The sequence below is a fragment of the Enterobacter sp. MF024 genome (assembly GCF_005843915.1).
Lineage (GTDB): Bacteria > Pseudomonadota > Gammaproteobacteria > Enterobacterales > Enterobacteriaceae > Enterobacter > Enterobacter barmai.
Genome location: NZ_VCBB01000015.1, coordinates 62798 through 77778 on the forward strand (window position 1 = coordinate 62798; position 14981 = coordinate 77778).

14 protein-coding genes are annotated in these 14981 nt (G+C 56.9%); 13 read left to right on the plus strand and 1 reads right to left on the minus strand.

Annotated features, from left to right (window positions below; translation table 11 throughout):
- Window positions 1-23: 23 nt before the first annotated feature.
- From ftsY to FFB58_RS19275, 5 genes are all read left to right on the plus strand, one after another.
- Entirely contained in the window at window positions 24-1526 is a 1503-nt protein-coding gene (ftsY, locus tag FFB58_RS19255) for a signal recognition particle-docking protein FtsY (protein ID WP_138370735.1), read from the plus strand.
- A gap of 2 nt (window positions 1527-1528) precedes the next feature.
- The gene (gene ftsE / locus FFB58_RS19260) at window positions 1529-2194 is read left to right on the plus strand and encodes a cell division ATP-binding protein FtsE (protein ID WP_039032505.1); all 666 of its coding nucleotides are present in this window, start codon (window positions 1529-1531) and stop codon (window positions 2192-2194) included.
- On the plus strand, window positions 2187-3245 hold the full coding sequence (gene ftsX / locus FFB58_RS19265; protein WP_138370736.1) for a permease-like cell division protein FtsX: 1059 nt from the start codon (window positions 2187-2189) through the stop codon (window positions 3243-3245). Before ftsE ends, ftsX begins: the two co-directional genes overlap by 8 nt.
- Window positions 3246-3500: 255 nt before the next feature.
- Window positions 3501-4358 (plus strand): RNA polymerase sigma factor RpoH, encoded by an 858-nt coding sequence (gene rpoH / locus FFB58_RS19270; RefSeq protein ID WP_138370737.1) that lies wholly within the window; start codon window positions 3501-3503, stop codon window positions 4356-4358.
- 298 nt (window positions 4359-4656) lie between these two features.
- The gene (locus FFB58_RS19275) at window positions 4657-5757 is read left to right on the plus strand and encodes a branched-chain amino acid ABC transporter substrate-binding protein (RefSeq protein ID WP_082019626.1); all 1101 of its coding nucleotides are present in this window, start codon (window positions 4657-4659) and stop codon (window positions 5755-5757) included.
- Between the two features lie 174 nt (window positions 5758-5931).
- Here FFB58_RS19275 and panM read toward each other — a convergent pair whose 3' ends face one another.
- A complete protein-coding gene (gene panM / locus FFB58_RS19280; protein WP_039032508.1) occupies window positions 5932-6315 on the minus strand; it encodes an aspartate 1-decarboxylase autocleavage activator PanM in 384 nt (127 codons plus the stop codon).
- 424 nt (window positions 6316-6739) lie between these two features.
- Here panM and livK point away from each other — a divergent pair, with 424 nt between their 5' ends.
- The 8 genes from livK (at window position 6740) to ugpE (ending at window position 14981) form a co-directional block, all read left to right on the plus strand.
- Window positions 6740-7849: a high-affinity branched-chain amino acid ABC transporter substrate-binding protein LivK gene (livK, locus tag FFB58_RS19290; RefSeq protein WP_039032509.1), complete on the plus strand. Its 1110-nt coding sequence runs from the start codon at window positions 6740-6742 to the stop codon at window positions 7847-7849.
- A gap of 50 nt (window positions 7850-7899) precedes the next feature.
- The gene (gene livH / locus FFB58_RS19295) at window positions 7900-8826 is read left to right on the plus strand and encodes a high-affinity branched-chain amino acid ABC transporter permease LivH (RefSeq protein WP_039032510.1); all 927 of its coding nucleotides are present in this window, start codon (window positions 7900-7902) and stop codon (window positions 8824-8826) included.
- Window positions 8823-10100 (plus strand): high-affinity branched-chain amino acid ABC transporter permease LivM, encoded by a 1278-nt coding sequence (locus FFB58_RS19300; protein WP_039032511.1) that lies wholly within the window; start codon window positions 8823-8825, stop codon window positions 10098-10100. Before livH ends, FFB58_RS19300 begins: the two co-directional genes overlap by 4 nt.
- The gene (livG, locus tag FFB58_RS19305; RefSeq protein WP_039032512.1) at window positions 10097-10864 is read left to right on the plus strand and encodes a high-affinity branched-chain amino acid ABC transporter ATP-binding protein LivG; all 768 of its coding nucleotides are present in this window, start codon (window positions 10097-10099) and stop codon (window positions 10862-10864) included. The genes FFB58_RS19300 and livG overlap by 4 nt, the downstream gene beginning before the upstream one ends.
- A 1-nt stretch (window position 10865) precedes the next feature.
- Window positions 10866-11579, plus strand: a complete 714-nt coding sequence (gene livF, locus FFB58_RS19310; RefSeq protein ID WP_138370738.1) for a high-affinity branched-chain amino acid ABC transporter ATP-binding protein LivF — start codon at window positions 10866-10868, stop codon at window positions 11577-11579.
- A gap of 243 nt (window positions 11580-11822) precedes the next feature.
- Entirely contained in the window at window positions 11823-13139 is a 1317-nt protein-coding gene (gene ugpB, locus FFB58_RS19315; RefSeq protein ID WP_138370739.1) for a sn-glycerol-3-phosphate ABC transporter substrate-binding protein UgpB, read from the plus strand.
- Window positions 13140-13251: 112 nt separating this feature from the next.
- On the plus strand, window positions 13252-14139 hold the full coding sequence (gene ugpA, locus FFB58_RS19320) for a sn-glycerol-3-phosphate ABC transporter permease UgpA (RefSeq protein ID WP_039032515.1): 888 nt from the start codon (window positions 13252-13254) through the stop codon (window positions 14137-14139).
- Complete coding sequence (gene ugpE / locus FFB58_RS19325; protein ID WP_138370740.1) at window positions 14136-14981, plus strand: sn-glycerol-3-phosphate ABC transporter permease UgpE; 846 nt, start codon at window positions 14136-14138, stop codon at window positions 14979-14981. Before ugpA ends, ugpE begins: the two co-directional genes overlap by 4 nt.

A 14981-nucleotide genomic window follows, 5' to 3' on the forward strand; every position in this document is an offset into this window, starting at 1 on the left:
AACCGCGAGGGGTGTAGTCGCAGATGGCAAAAGAGAAAAAACGTGGCTTCTTTTCCTGGCTGGGATTTGGTCAAAAAGAGCAGGAAACCGAGCAGCAGACCGAAGAACAACAGGTCGCAGAGCAGCCGGCGGTTGTTGAACAGCCGCAGCCTGAAACCCCTGTTGAAACCGTCGCTGACGTAGAAGCAGAAGAACACGCCCACAGCCAGCAAGAGACTGAAGCCTTTGCTGAAGAGGTGGTTGAGGTCACTGAGCAGGTTCAGGAGAGCGAAAAACCGCAGCCGGTCGAGCCGGAGCCTGTCGCCGTAGAACCAGAACCTGTCGCCATTGTGCCGGAGCCGGTTGTCGAGCCCGAGCCTGAAGCCGAGCCGGTGCAGGCGGTTGAGCATGAAGAGCTGCCGCTGCCGGAAGAGATCGCCGAACAGATTGAAGAAGTCATTCCGGAAGAGTATCTGCCAGAGTCTGAAGAAGAGGCAATCAGCGACGAAGAGCTGGAAGCTCAGGCGCTGGCGGCCGAGGCGGCAGAAGAGGCGGTGATCGTTGTTCCGGTCGCTGAAGAAGACGAGCCGGTCGAAGAGATTGCTCAGGAGCAGGAAAAACCGACTAAAGAAGGGTTCTTCGCCCGCCTGAAACGCAGCCTGATCAAGACCAAAGAGAACCTCGGTTCCGGATTTATCAGCCTGTTCCGCGGCAAGAAAATCGACGATGATCTCTTTGAAGAGCTGGAAGAACAGCTCCTGATTGCCGACGTTGGTGTAGAAACTACCCGCAAAATCATCAGCAGCCTGACCGAGAGCGCCAGCCGTAAGCAGCTGCGTGACGCCGAAGCGCTGTACGGCCTGCTGAAAGAAGAGATGGGCGAAATCCTCGCAAAAGTTGACGAACCGCTTAATATTGAAGGCAAAATGCCTTTTGTTATTCTGATGGTCGGCGTTAACGGCGTGGGTAAAACCACCACCATCGGCAAGCTGGCGCGTCAGTTTGAGCAGCAGGGCAAATCGGTGATGCTGGCCGCGGGGGATACCTTCCGTGCCGCCGCCGTTGAACAGCTGCAGGTGTGGGGCCAGCGCAACAATATTCCGGTGATTGCCCAGCACACTGGCGCAGACTCCGCATCGGTAATTTTCGACGCCATTCAGGCGGCGAAAGCGCGTAATGTGGATGTCCTGATTGCCGATACCGCAGGGCGTTTGCAGAATAAATCGCACCTGATGGAAGAACTGAAGAAGATCGTCCGCGTCATGAAGAAGCTGGACGAAGATGCACCGCATGAAATTATGCTGACTATTGATGCCAGCACCGGGCAGAACGCCATCAGCCAGGCGAAGCTGTTCCATGAAGCGGTAGGGCTGACCGGGATCACGCTGACCAAGCTGGATGGCACCGCGAAAGGCGGGGTGATCTTCTCGGTGGCGGACCAGTTTAGTATTCCTATCCGTTACATCGGTGTTGGCGAACGTATCGAGGATTTACGTCCGTTTAAATCGGGCGACTTTATTGAGGCACTTTTTGCCCGAGAGGATTAACAATGATTCGCTTTGAACACGTCAGCAAGGCCTATCTCGGTGGGAGACAAGCGCTGCAGGGGGTTAATTTCCACCTGCAGCCGGGCGAGATGGCATTTCTGACCGGCCACTCCGGCGCGGGGAAAAGTACCCTGCTCAAGCTTATCTGCGGGATCGAACGGCCCAGCGCCGGGAAAATCTGGTTCAGCGGCCATGACATCAGCCGCCTGAAAAACCGCGAAGTGCCGTTCCTGCGTCGGCAGATCGGCATGATTTTCCAGGATCACCATCTGCTGATGGACCGCACGGTATTCGACAACGTGGCGATCCCGCTGATTATCGCGGGCGCCAGCGGGGATGATATTCGTCGTCGCGTGTCGGCGGCGCTGGATAAGGTCGGGCTGCTGGACAAAGCGAAGAACTTCCCTATCCAGCTCTCCGGCGGTGAACAGCAGCGCGTCGGCATTGCCCGCGCGGTGGTGAACAAACCGGCGGTGCTGCTGGCGGATGAACCGACCGGTAACCTGGACGACGCCCTTTCCGAAGGGATCCTGCGTCTGTTTGAGGAGTTTAACCGCGTGGGAGTGACAGTACTGATGGCGACGCACGACATGGGGCTTATCTCCCGCCGTTCGTACCGCATGCTGACGCTCAGTGACGGGCATTTGCACGGAGGCCTTGGTGAATAAGCGTGACGCAATGAACCAGATGCGGCAGTTTGGCAGCAAACTCGACCGTTTTCGCAAATCGGCAGGCGGCCCGGGTGACGGCAACCGCAACGTGCCGAAGCGCAGCAAATCCTCGCCAAAACCCAACTCGCGCAAGACGAACGTCTTTAACGAGCAGGTGCGTTACGCCTTCCAGGGCGCGCTGCAGGATCTGAAAAGCAAACCCTTCGCCACCTTCCTGACGGTGATGGTTATCGCCATCTCCCTGACCCTGCCCAGCGTCTGCTACATGGTTTACAAAAACGTCAATGAGGCGGCGTCGCAGTACTATCCTTCCCCGCAGATCACCGTCTATCTCGATAAATCCCTCGACGACAACGCCGCTGCGCAGGTCGTGGGGCAGCTGCAGGCCGAGCAGGGCGTCGAGAAGGTGAACTACCTGTCGCGGGAAGACGCGCTGGGTGAGTTCCGTAACTGGTCCGGGTTTGGCGGCGCGCTGGATATGCTGGAAGAGAACCCGCTGCCGGCGGTGGCGGTGGTGATCCCGAAACTGGATTTCCAGGGCACCGAGTCGCTGAATACTCTGCGCGATCGCGTTTCCCGTATTCATGGTATTGATGAAGTGCGGATGGACGACAGCTGGTTCGCCCGCCTCACGGCGTTAACCGGTCTGGTCGGACGCGTGGCGGCGATGATCGGCGTGCTGATGGTGGCGGCGGTGTTCCTGGTGATCGGTAACAGCGTGCGTCTGAGCATCTTCGCCCGTCGCGACACCATCAACGTGCAGAAGCTGATTGGCGCCACCGATGGTTTCATCCTGCGTCCGTTCCTTTATGGCGGCGCACTGCTCGGTTTTGTCGGCGCATTTCTTTCACTGATTTTGTCAGAAATTTTGGTGATGCGTCTTTCCGCTGCGGTGACCGATGTGGCGCAGGTTTTCGGAACCAAGTTTAATATCAGTGGCTTATCCTTCGATGAGTGCCTGTTACTGCTGCTGGTTTGCTCGATGATTGGCTGGATAGCCGCCTGGTTAGCAACTGTGCAACATTTACGTCACTTTACCCCTGACTAAAAAATCTCTGGTATAATCTTTCCCTGCATTGAGAATCACCGTGCAGGGAAAGAGTCCCCCTGTTGTCTCTGACCCGCATTATCATCCCCGTGTCACAATTTGTGCGTAATTTATTCACAGTTACACACGGAACTTGTGGATAAAATCACTGTCTGATAAAAGAGTGAATGATATTCTCGTTGCTCATTAATTCTGGCATGTTCGTTGCCTGATGGGGACAAACCGCCGCCAGAAAGAATAGATTGAGAGGAATGAATGACCAAAGAAATGCAAACTTTAGCTTTAGCCCCTGTTGGTAACCTGGAATCTTACATCCGGGCCGCTAACACCTGGCCGATGTTGACGGCTGAGGAAGAAAAGGAGCTTGCTGAAAAGCTGCATTACCAGGGCGATCTGGAAGCAGCTAAGACGCTGATCCTGTCTCACCTGCGCTTTGTTGTTCACGTTGCTCGTAACTACGCGGGCTACGGCCTGCCGCAGGCAGACCTGATCCAGGAAGGTAACATCGGCCTGATGAAGGCGGTGCGTCGCTTTAACCCGGAAGTGGGTGTGCGTCTGGTCTCCTTTGCTGTGCACTGGATCAAAGCGGAAATCCACGAATACGTGCTGCGTAACTGGCGTATCGTGAAGGTCGCGACCACCAAAGCACAGCGTAAGCTGTTCTTTAACCTGCGTAAAACCAAGCAGCGTCTGGGCTGGTTCAACCAGGATGAAGTCGAAATGGTTGCCCGCGAGCTGGGTGTTTCCAGCAAAGACGTGCGTGAAATGGAATCGCGGATGGCCGCGCAGGACATGACCTTTGATATGTCCTCCGACGACGATGCCTCCGACAGCCAGCCGATTGCCCCGGTCCTGTATCTGCAGGATAAATCGTCCAACTTTGCTGACGGCATTGAAGACGACAACTGGGAAGAGCAGGCCGCTAACAAGCTGACCTATGCAATGGAAGGCCTCGACGAGCGTAGTCAGGATATTATCCGTGCCCGCTGGCTGGACGAAGACAACAAGTCCACCCTGCAGGAGCTGGCCGACCGCTACGGCGTCTCCGCTGAACGTGTACGTCAGCTGGAAAAGAACGCCATGAAAAAACTTCGCGCCGCTATCGAAGCCTAATCCTCGCGAAGTGCCTCGATAACCCTCGAATGCAAATTCGGGGGTTTTGTTTTTTTAGCCCCTCTCCTGGCGAATTCTCCCTCCTTCGCAAACACTTATCGCAGCGTTGTGTGCTGACTCGTTAAAGCCTCGCTTACCTTATATACATTTCAAAATAGCTATTCCAAATAGATAAAAATGGGGTATGTTTTAGCAGAGTATGCTGAAAAGGCGCGCACGGCAGACACATAATCGAAATAAAGCGCCATAAAACAACATCACAACAAACACAATAACCATCACAATGGGGATTCTCAGGATGAATATGAAGGGTAAAGCCTTACTGGCAGGATGTATCGCGCTGGCATTCAGCACTATGGCTCAGGCGGATATCAAAGTGGCCGTGGTTGGCGCCATGTCCGGTCCGGTAGCGCAGTACGGCGACCAGGAATTTACAGGTGCAGAGCAGGCGGTTGCCGACATTAATGCCAAGGGCGGTATCAAAGGCGAAAAGCTGCAGATCGTAAAATATGATGATGCCTGTGACCCGAAACAAGCGGTTGCGGTTGCCAACAAAGTGGTGAATGACGGCATCAAATACGTTATCGGCCACCTGTGCTCCTCTTCCACACAGCCAGCGTCTGACATCTACGAAGACGAAGGCATTCTGATGATCACCCCTGCTGCCACCGCGCCGGAACTGACCTCCCGTGGCTATAAGATGGTGATGCGTACCACCGGTCTGGACTCCGACCAGGGCCCAACTGCGGCGAAATACATCGTCGATAAAGTGAAGCCGAAGCGTATCGCAATCGTTCATGACAAACAGCAGTACGGTGAAGGCCTGGCGCGTTCCGTGCAGGACAACCTGAAAAAATCTAACGCCAACGTGGTGTTCTTCGACGGTATCACCGCCGGTGAGAAAGACTTCTCTACCCTGGTGGCGCGCCTGAAGAAAGAGAACATCGATTTCGTTTACTACGGTGGCTACCATCCGGAGATGGGCCAGATCCTGCGTCAGTCTCGTGCGGCCGGTCTGAAAACCCAGTTCATGGGTCCGGAAGGCGTTGCGAACGTCTCCCTGTCTAACATCGCCGGTGAATCTGCTGAAGGTCTGCTGGTGACCAAGCCGAAGAACTACGACCAGGTTCCTGCGAACAAACCTATCGTAGATGCCATCAAGGCGAAGAAACAGGATCCAAGCGGTGCTTTCGTATGGACCACCTACGCTGCGCTGCAAACCCTGCAGGCGGGCCTGAATCAGTCAGCTGAACCGGCTGAAATCGCCACCTGGCTGAAAGCGAACTCCGTTGAAACCGTAATGGGGCCGCTGTCCTGGGATGAGAAGGGCGATCTGAAAGGCTTCGAGTTTGGTGTATTCGACTGGCATGCCAACGGCACTGCTACAGACGCTAAATAAAAGCAAAAAGGCAACGAAAGTTGCCTTTTTTAGTGTTTGCACCCTCTCCCTCTGGGAGAGGGCCGGGGTGAGGGCATCAGGCCGCACCGCTGTATCGCCGGGTGGCGGCTTCGCCTTACCCGGCCTACATTGAGCACGTCGTAGGCCGGGTAAGCGTAGCGCCACCCGGCTTTTTTAACGCTTCTCCCAACCATTACTTTGCGCCGTGAACCCCAAGGCCTGCATAAAGGCCGCCATCACGCCCCTGTCTTCCACGCCGACGTCCGCCATCCACCACGAGGCCACGCTCGGGTTGTCGCGAATCACTTCCTCAATCAAATATTGCCCCACGCCGCGACGACGGGTGACTTCGCGCACGCGCAGGGAATCCAGCGCCCCTTGCGTCCCGCTCAGCGTTACCCGCACCGCGCCTAACAGCCGCTCGTTAAAGCGCGCAGCATAAATACGGTGGGTGTCGTCAACGTTGAGGGAGGAAGGGGAATATTCCGGCCAGATCTTGTTGAGGTCGATATGATCCTGGTCGCTAAAGTTCTCCAGACGGTGGATGGTCAGTTTCATTAGCCGCTTGTCCAAATCAAAAAGAGTGCAGGCAGTGTACTCAATTTATTCTGTCAGACGCTTCCACTTTTTAAACCCATTACCTAGCTGATTACTTTTTTAGCGTTGCGTTGCGTAGTTTTAAAACGCAGGGATCGAAAAATAAGCAGAATTTTAACCTAAAAGGCAGCGTTTTATTCGGCGCATTGTACCGTTATTTTATGCTGCAATTCGTACTTTTATTTGTTTATCTCTGCCTGATTTCAGAATATTATCTTTGCTTAATCGCCTGAAATATAGAGATTTTAGTCTGATTTTTGTGAAAAAACTGCGCTAAACCATTAAAGGCAATAGCAAAAGTTGCGTTGTTTATTAAAAGTACAGAATGCTTTTTAACCATAATAAAACAAAATATATACATCACGTCACGAATGGGGATTCACCGATGAAAAGGAACGCGAAAGCATTACTCGCGGGAATGGTTGCACTGGCAGTTTCACAGGCAGCCATGGCGGAAGATATTAAAGTTGCCGTGGTAGGTGCGTTGTCCGGCCCTGTTGCCCAATGGGGTGATATGGAGTTCAATGGCGCGCGCCAGGCAATTAAAGACATCAACGCCAAAGGCGGCATCAAAGGCGACAAACTGGTTGCCGTGGAATATGACGATGCCTGCGACCCGAAACAGGCCGTTGCCGTTGCCAACAAAATTGTTAACGATGGCATTCAGTATGTGATTGGCCATCTCTGCTCCTCCTCCACCCAGCCAGCGTCCGATATCTACGAGGACGAAGGCATTCTGATGATCACGCCGGGCGCCACTAACCCGGAACTGACCCAGCGCGGCTATCAGTACATCATGCGTACCGCCGGTCTCGACTCGTCTCAGGGGCCGACCGCGGCGAAGTACATCCTCGAAAGCGTTAAGCCGCAGCGTATTGCCATCATTCACGATAAGCAGCAGTACGGCGAAGGGCTGGCCCGCTCCGTCCAGGACGGCCTGAAGAAAGGCGGCGCCAACGTGGTCTTCTTCGACGGCATTACCGCAGGCGAAAAAGACTTCTCCGCGCTGCTGGCGCGTCTGCAAAAAGAGAATATCGACTTCGTTTACTACGGCGGTTACTACCCGGAAATGGGCCAGATGCTGCGCCAGGCGCGTTCTATCGGCCTGAAAACCCAGTTTATGGGGCCGGAAGGGGTGGGTAACGCCTCGCTGTCGAACATTGCGGGCGATGCGGGCGAAGGCATGCTGGTGACGATGCCAAAACGCTATGACCAGGATCCGGCGAACAGCGCTATCGTGAACGCGCTGAAAGCCGAGAAGAAAGACGCAAGTGGTCCGTACGTCTGGATCACCTATGCCGCCGTACAGTCTCTGGCCACCGCCATGGATCGTACCGGCAGCAAAGCGCCGCAGGATCTGATTAAAGATTTAAAAGCACACGGGGCAGATACCGTGATTGGGCCGCTGAACTGGGATGAGAAAGGCGATCTGAAGGGATTTGAGTTTGGTGTCTTTAAGTGGCACGCCGACGGTTCGTCCTCGGTCGCCAAATAATCATGATCCCACCGCCCGGCAGGTCCGGGCGGGAATAGAAAGGTTACCTTATGTCCGAGCAGTTTCTCTATTTTCTGCAGCAGATGTTTAACGGCGTTACGCTGGGAAGCACCTATGCACTGATCGCCATCGGCTACACGATGGTGTATGGCATTATCGGCATGATCAACTTCGCCCACGGCGAGGTGTATATGATCGGCAGTTATGTCTCCTTTATGATTATCGCCGCACTGATGATGATGGGGATCGACAGCAGCTGGCTGCTGGTGGCCGCCGGATTTGTCGGGGCGATTGTCATTGCCAGCGCCTACGGCTGGAGTATCGAACGGGTGGCCTATCGCCCGGTGCGAAGCTCCAAGCGTCTGATTGCGCTGATCTCCGCGATTGGTATGTCCATCTTCCTGCAGAACTATGTCAGCCTGACCGAAGGGTCCCGCGACGTGGCGCTGCCAAGCCTGTTTAACGGCCAGTGGATTGTGGGTGCCAGCGAGAACTTCTCGGCGTCGATTACCACCATGCAGCTGGTGATCTGGATTGTGACCTTCCTCGCCATGCTGGCGCTGACCCTGTTTATCCGCTACTCCCGTATGGGCCGCGCCTGCCGCGCCTGTGCGGAAGACCTGAAAATGGCGAGCCTGCTCGGCATCAACACCGACCGCGTGATCGCCCTGACCTTCGTGATTGGTGCGGCGATGGCGGCCGTTGCTGGTGTTCTGCTCGGCCAGTTCTACGGCGTGATCAACCCGTACATCGGCTTTATGGCCGGGATGAAAGCCTTCACCGCGGCGGTACTGGGCGGTATCGGCAGCATTCCGGGCGCGATGATCGGCGGCCTGATTCTGGGCGTGGCCGAAGCGCTCTCCTCTGCTTACCTGAGTACCGAATATAAAGATGTGGTGTCGTTTGCCCTGCTGATTCTGGTTCTGCTGGTTATGCCTACCGGTATTCTGGGTCGTCCGGAGGTAGAGAAAGTATGAAACCGATGCATTTTGCGATGGCGCTGCTTTCTGCGGCGATGTTCTTCCTGCTGGCGGGCGTCTTTATGGGCGTGCAGCTGCAGCTGAGCGGCACAAAGCTGGTGGTGGATTCCGCCTCTGATATCCGCTGGCAGTGGGTGTTTGTCGGCACCGCGGTGGTCTTCTTCTTCCAGCTGCTGCGTCCGCTGTTCCAGAAGGCGCTGAAAAACGTCTCCGGGCCGAAGTTTGTTCTGCCGGCGATTGACGGCTCGACCGTTAAACAGAAGCTGTTCCTGGTGGCGCTGCTGGTGGCTGCCGTGGCGTGGCCGTTCGTGGTCTCGCGCGGGACGGTGGATATCGCCACCCTGACCATGATTTACGTCATTCTGGGCCTCGGCCTGAACGTGGTGGTGGGTCTGTCTGGCCTGCTGGTGCTGGGCTACGGCGGCTTCTACGCCATCGGCGCGTACACCTTCGCTCTGCTGAACCACTATTACGGTCTCGGCTTCTGGACCTGTCTGCCGCTGGCGGGGCTGGTCTCTGCGGCGGCGGGCTTCCTGCTCGGCTTCCCGGTGCTGCGCCTGCGCGGTGACTATCTGGCGATTGTGACCTTAGGCTTCGGCGAAATCGTCCGTATCCTGCTGCTCAACAATACCGAAGTGACCGGCGGCCCGAACGGCATCAGCCAGATCCCAAAACCGACCTTCTTCGGTCTGGAGTTCAGCCGTTCCGCCCGTGAAGGCGGCTGGGACACCTTCAGCAACTTCTTCGGCGTGAAGTACGACCCTTCCGACCGAGTGATCTGGCTCTACCTGGTGGCGCTGCTGCTGGTGGTCATCACCCTGTTCGTGATTAACCGTCTGCTGCGCATGCCGCTGGGACGTGCGTGGGAAGCGCTGCGTGAAGATGAGATTGCCTGTCGCTCCCTGGGCCTGAACCCGACCCGCATCAAGCTGACCGCCTTTACCATCAGCGCCGCGTTTGCCGGTTTCGCCGGAACGCTGTTTGCCGCGCGCCAGGGCTTCGTCAGCCCGGAATCCTTTACCTTTGCGGAATCCGCGTTCGTGCTGGCTATCGTGGTGCTCGGCGGGATGGGTTCGCAGTTTGCCGTTATTCTCGCGGCCATCCTGCTGGTGGTCTCCCGTGAGCTGATGCGCGACTTTAACGAATACAGCATGCTGATGCTCGGTGGTTTGATGGTACTGATGATGATCTGGCGTCCGCAGGGCTTGCTGCCGATGACCCGTCCACAGCTGAAACTGAAAAACGGGCAAGCGAAAGGAGAGCAGGCATGAGTCAGCCATTATTATCCGTTAACGGCCTGATGATGCGTTTTGGCGGCCTGCTGGCGGTCAACAATGTGTCTCTGGATCTGCATCAGAAAGAGATTGTTTCGCTGATCGGCCCGAACGGTGCCGGTAAAACCACGGTCTTTAACTGCCTGACCGGTTTCTACAAACCGACGGGCGGCACCATCATGCTGCGCGACCAGCACCTGGAAGGGCTGCCGGGCCAGCAGATTGCCCGCATGGGCGTGGTGCGTACCTTCCAGCACGTGCGTCTGTTCCGCGAGATGACGGTGATTGAGAACCTGCTGGTGGCGCAACATCAGCAGCTGAAAACCGGGCTCTTCTCCGGCCTGCTGAAAACCCCGGCGTTTCGCCGTGCCCAGGATGAAGCTTTAGATCGCGCCGCCACCTGGCTCGACCGTATCGGCCTGCTGCAGCACGCTAACCGCCAGGCCAGCAACCTGGCCTATGGGGACCAGCGTCGTCTGGAGATTATCCGCTGCATGGTGACTCAGCCGGAGATCCTGATGCTCGACGAACCGGCGGCAGGGCTTAACCCGAAAGAGACCAAAGAGCTGGACGAGCTGATTGTCGAGCTGCGTAACCATCACGACACCACCATCCTGCTGATTGAGCATGATATGAAGCTGGTGATGGGCATTTCGGATCGTATTTACGTGGTGAACCAGGGCACGCCGCTGGCGAACGGGACGCCGGAAGAGATCCGCAACAACCCGGACGTGATCCGCGCTTATCTGGGTGAGGCATAAGATGGAAAAAGCGATGTTATCTTTTGACAAGGTTAATGCCCACTACGGCAAGATCCAGGCGCTGCACGACGTCAGCCTGCACATCAACCAGGGGGAGATCGTCACCCTGATTGGGGCCAACGGCGCGGGGAAAACCACCCTGCTCGGCACCCTGTGCGGCGATCCGCGCGCCACCAGCGGGCGTATCGTCTTTGACGGTAAAGACATTACCGACTGGCAGACCGCCAGAATCATGCGTGAAGCGGTGGCGATTGTTCCGGAAGGGCGTCGCGTCTTCTCCCGCATGACGGTGGAAGAGAACCTGGCGATGGGCGGTTTCTTTGCCGAGCGCGAGCAGTTCCAGACCCGCATCAAGCGCGTGTATGAACTGTTCCCGCGTCTGTTTGAGCGTCGTATTCAGCGGGCGGGCACCATGTCCGGCGGGGAACAGCAGATGCTGGCGATTGGCCGTGCGCTGATGAGCCAGCCGCGCCTGCTGCTGCTCGACGAACCATCCCTCGGGCTGGCGCCGATCATCATTCAGCAGATCTTCGACACCATCGAGCAGCTGCGTAGCGAAGGGATGACCATCTTCCTCGTGGAGCAGAACGCCAACCAGGCGCTGAAGCTCGCGGATCGTGGCTACGTGCTGGAGAACGGTCGTGTGGTGCTGGAAGACACCGGCGACGCGCTTCTGGCGAACGAAGCGGTGCGGAGTGCGTACCTGGGCGGGTAGGTAAAAGCAAAAAGGCAACGCAAGTTGCCTTTTTTAATGTTTGCACCCTCTCCCTGTGGGAGAGGGACGGGGTGAGGGCAACCGACCGCACCCAACTTTTTCATATTTCCATCATCCCCCTGACGCCTTGCTGTCATCTCTCTGTAAACAAAAAGTTATTTTTCTGTAATTCGAGCATGTCATGTTACCTCGCGAGCACAAAACGCGTGATATCGCGCATCCGGCACAATAAGAGAGATGACAATGACATCGTTACGACACACAGCTTTGGGTCTGGCAATGGGTCTGGCGTTTGCGACTAACGCAATGGCCGTCACCACTATTCCGTTCTGGCATTCCATGGAAGGGGAGTTGGGTAAAGAAGTTGACTCCCTGGCGCAACGTTTCAACGACAGCCACCCGGACTACAAGATTGTGCCGGTGTATAAAGGCAACTACGAGCAGAGCCTGAGCGCGGGCATCGCCGCATTCCGTACCGGCAACGCCCCTGCGCTGCTGCAGGTTTACGAAGTGGGCACCGCCACCATGATGGCCTCCAAAGCCATCAAGCCGGTGTATGAAGTGTTCAAAGACGCGGGCATCAACTTCGACGAATCCCAGTTCGTGCCGACCGTCTCCGGTTACTACACCGACTCCAAATCCGGCCATCTGCTCTCCCAGCCGTTTAACAGCTCCACCCCGGTGCTGTACTACAACAAAGACGCCTTCAAAAAAGCCGGCTTAGATCCGGAGCAGCCGCCGAAAACCTGGCAGGATCTGGCGGCGTACACCGCCAAACTGAGAGCGGCCGGCATGAAGTGCGGCTACGCGAGCGGCTGGCAGGGCTGGATCCAGATCGAGAACTTCAGCGCCTGGCACGGCAAGCCGGTGGCGACCGAAAACAACGGTTTCAACGGTACCAACGCGGTACTGGAATTCAACAAGCCGGAGCAGGTGAAGCACATCGCCCTGCTGGAAGAACTAAACAAGAAGGGCGATTTCAGCTACTTCGGGCGTAAAGACGAATCCACCGAGAAGTTCTACAGCGGCGACTGCGCCATCACCACCGCCTCGTCCGGCTCGCTGGCGGATATTCGCCACTACGCCAAATTCAACTACGGCGTGGGGATGATGCCGTACGACGCTGATTCTGAAGGCGCGCCGCAGAACGCCATCATCGGCGGGGCGAGCCTGTGGGTGATGCAGGGCAAAGACAAGGAGACCTACAAAGGCGTGGCCGAGTTCCTCGACTTCCTGGCGAAACCAGAGAATGCGGCGGAATGGCACCAGAAGACCGGCTACCTGCCGATCACCAAAGCCGCCTATGACCTGACCCGCGAGCAGGGCTTCTACGACAAGAACCCAGGGGCGGATATCGCCACGCGCCAGATGCTGAACAAGCCACCGTTGCCGTACACCAAAGGCCTGCGCCTGGGCAACATGCCGCAGATCCGTACCATCGTGGATGAAGAGCTGGAGAGCGTGTGGACCGGTAAGAAAACCCCACAGCAGGCGCTGGATGCGGCTGTAGAGCGTGGTAACCAGCTGCTGCGCCGCTTTGAGCAGTCGACTAAATCGTAATTAAAACCTGCCCCTCACCCCGGCCCTCTCCCCATAGGGGAGAGGGTGTAATCGTTCCCTCTCCCCTATGGGGAGAGGGTTAGGGTGAGGGGAAACCAACTTGAGCTAACCTATGTCCTCATCCCGTCCGGTGTTTCGTTCCCGTTGGCTGCCGTACCTGCTGGTCGCGCCGCAACTGGTCATCACCGTTATCTTCTTTATCTGGCCTGCGGGCGAAGCGCTGTGGTACTCGGTGCAGAGCGTCGATCCGTTCGGGCTCTCCAGCCAGTTTGTTGGCCTGGATAATTTCGCTGCCCTGTGGCACGACAGCTACTACATCGACGCCTTCTGGACGACGATCAAGTTCAGCACCCTGGTTACCTTTAGCGGCCTGATCGCCTCGCTGTTTTTCGCCGCGCTGGTGGATTACGTGGTGCGCGGCAGCCGTCTCTATCAGACCCTGATGCTGCTGCCCTACGCCGTGGCGCCCGCCGTCGCCGCCGTGCTGTGGATCTTCCTCTTCAACCCCGGGCGCGGGCTGATCACCCATTTCCTCGGTGAATTCGGCTATGACTGGAACCACGCCCAGAACAGCGGCCAGGCGATGTTCCTGGTGGTGTTCGCCTCGGTATGGAAGCAGATCAGCTACAACTTCCTGTTCTTCTTTGCCGCGCTGCAGTCCATCCCGCGCTCGCTGGTAGAAGCTGCCGCGATTGACGGCGCAGGCCCGATCCGCCGCTTCTTTAAACTGGCGCTGCCGCTGATCGCCCCGGTGAGTTTCTTCCTGCTGGTGGTCAACCTGGTCTACGCCTTCTTCGACACCTTCCCGGTGATCGACGCTGCCACCGCAGGCGGCCCGGTGCAGGCGACCACCACGCTTATCTATAAGATCTACCGCGAAGGGTTTGCCGGTCTGGATCTCTCGGCCTCTGCCGCCCAGTCGGTGGTGCTGATGTTCCTCGTCATCATCCTCACGGTGGTGCAGTTCCGCTATGTCGAAAGTAAGGTGCGCTACCAATGATTGAGAACCGTCGCGGGCTGACGATTTTCAGCCATACCATGCTGATTCTGGGGATCGTCGTCATCCTGTTCCCGCTGTACGTGGCCTTTGTTGCCGCCACGCTGGATCGCAACGCCATATTCGAAACCCCGATGACGCTCATCCCCGGCGGCCATCTTTTCGAGAACATGGCCACCATCTGGACCCAGGGCGTCGGCGTTAACAGCGCCCCGTTCTGGCTGATGATGCTCAACAGCTTCATCATGGCGCTGGGCATTACGGTGGGCAAAATCGTGGTGTCGATGCTGTCGGCCTTCGCCATCGTCTGGTTCCGCTTTCCGCTGCGTAACCTGTTCTTCTGGATGATCTTTATCACCCTTATGCTGCCGGTGGAGGTGCGTATCTTCCCGACGGTAGAGGTGATCGCTAACCTCGGCATGCTGGACAGCTACGCGGGCTTAACCCTGCCGCTGATGGCCTCGGCCACCGCCACCTTCCTGTTCCGCCAGTTCTTTATGACCCTGCCGGACGAACTGATTGAGGCCGCGCGTATCGACGGCGCGTCACCGATGCGCTTCTTCCGCGACATCGTGCTGCCGCTGTCGAGAACCAACCTCGCGGCGCTGTTTGTGATCACCTTTATCTACGGCTGGAACCAGTACCTGTGGCCGCTGCTGATTATCCAGGACGTCAACCTCGGCACCGCCGTGGCGGGCATCAAAGGCATGATCGCCACCGGCGAAGGCACCACCCTCTGGAACCAGGTGATGGCGGCGATGCTGCTCACCCTTATCCCACCCGTAGTCATTGTTTTAGCCATGCAGCGTGCGTTTGTCCGCGGCCTGGTCGATAGCGAGAAATAA

Excerpts from the sequence above, each read along its gene's own strand:
- ugpE (WP_138370740.1), top strand. The coding sequence starts at position 14,136 with ATGATTGAGAACCGTCGCGGGCTGACGATTTTCAGCCATACCATGCTG.
- ftsE (WP_039032505.1), top strand. The coding sequence starts at position 1,529 with ATGATTCGCTTTGAACACGTCAGCAAGGCCTATCTCGGTGGGAGACAA.
- FFB58_RS19300 (WP_039032511.1), top strand. The coding sequence starts at position 8,823 with ATGAAACCGATGCATTTTGCGATGGCGCTGCTTTCTGCGGCGATGTTC.
- livF (WP_138370738.1), top strand. The coding sequence starts at position 10,866 with ATGGAAAAAGCGATGTTATCTTTTGACAAGGTTAATGCCCACTACGGC.
- rpoH (WP_138370737.1), top strand. The coding sequence starts at position 3,501 with ATGACCAAAGAAATGCAAACTTTAGCTTTAGCCCCTGTTGGTAACCTG.
- livG (WP_039032512.1), top strand. The coding sequence starts at position 10,097 with ATGAGTCAGCCATTATTATCCGTTAACGGCCTGATGATGCGTTTTGGC.
- ugpB (WP_138370739.1), top strand. The coding sequence starts at position 11,823 with ATGACATCGTTACGACACACAGCTTTGGGTCTGGCAATGGGTCTGGCG.
- FFB58_RS19275 (WP_082019626.1), top strand. The coding sequence starts at position 4,657 with ATGAATATGAAGGGTAAAGCCTTACTGGCAGGATGTATCGCGCTGGCA.
- livH (WP_039032510.1), top strand. The coding sequence starts at position 7,900 with ATGTCCGAGCAGTTTCTCTATTTTCTGCAGCAGATGTTTAACGGCGTT.
- panM (WP_039032508.1), bottom strand. The coding sequence starts at position 6,315 with ATGAAACTGACCATCCACCGTCTGGAGAACTTTAGCGACCAGGATCAT.
- ugpA (WP_039032515.1), top strand. The coding sequence starts at position 13,252 with ATGTCCTCATCCCGTCCGGTGTTTCGTTCCCGTTGGCTGCCGTACCTG.
- livK (WP_039032509.1), top strand. The coding sequence starts at position 6,740 with ATGAAAAGGAACGCGAAAGCATTACTCGCGGGAATGGTTGCACTGGCA.
- ftsY (WP_138370735.1), top strand. The coding sequence starts at position 24 with ATGGCAAAAGAGAAAAAACGTGGCTTCTTTTCCTGGCTGGGATTTGGT.